The sequence below is a fragment of the Planomonospora algeriensis genome, assembly GCF_977012225.1.
Map to the genome: position 1 here is coordinate 1 of NZ_CDRNDK010001208.1, position 209 is coordinate 209.

At 71.3% G+C, this 209-nt stretch carries 1 protein-coding gene; it reads right to left on the reverse strand.

Annotated features, from left to right (window positions below):
- The coding region (locus ACWJ6R_RS38450) for a CHAP domain-containing protein (protein WP_449066864.1) at nt 1-209 on the reverse strand (209 nt) is incomplete at both ends.

Below are 209 nucleotides of genomic sequence, written 5' to 3' on the forward strand. Positions count from 1 at the left end.
GACCAGGCCGACGTGGTCGATGCCGTACAGGCTGTCGCCCCTCTTCCAGTCGAAGAAGACGACCGCGCCCGGGGTGGCCTCCCCGCCCCAGCGGCCGTTGGCCTTGAACCACTGGGCGTAGGTCACGGTGTAGGCGTCCCAGCCGACGGTGGGCCGCAGACCGGCCTGCTCGCCGACCCAGGAGACGAACATCGCGCACCAGGGGGCGT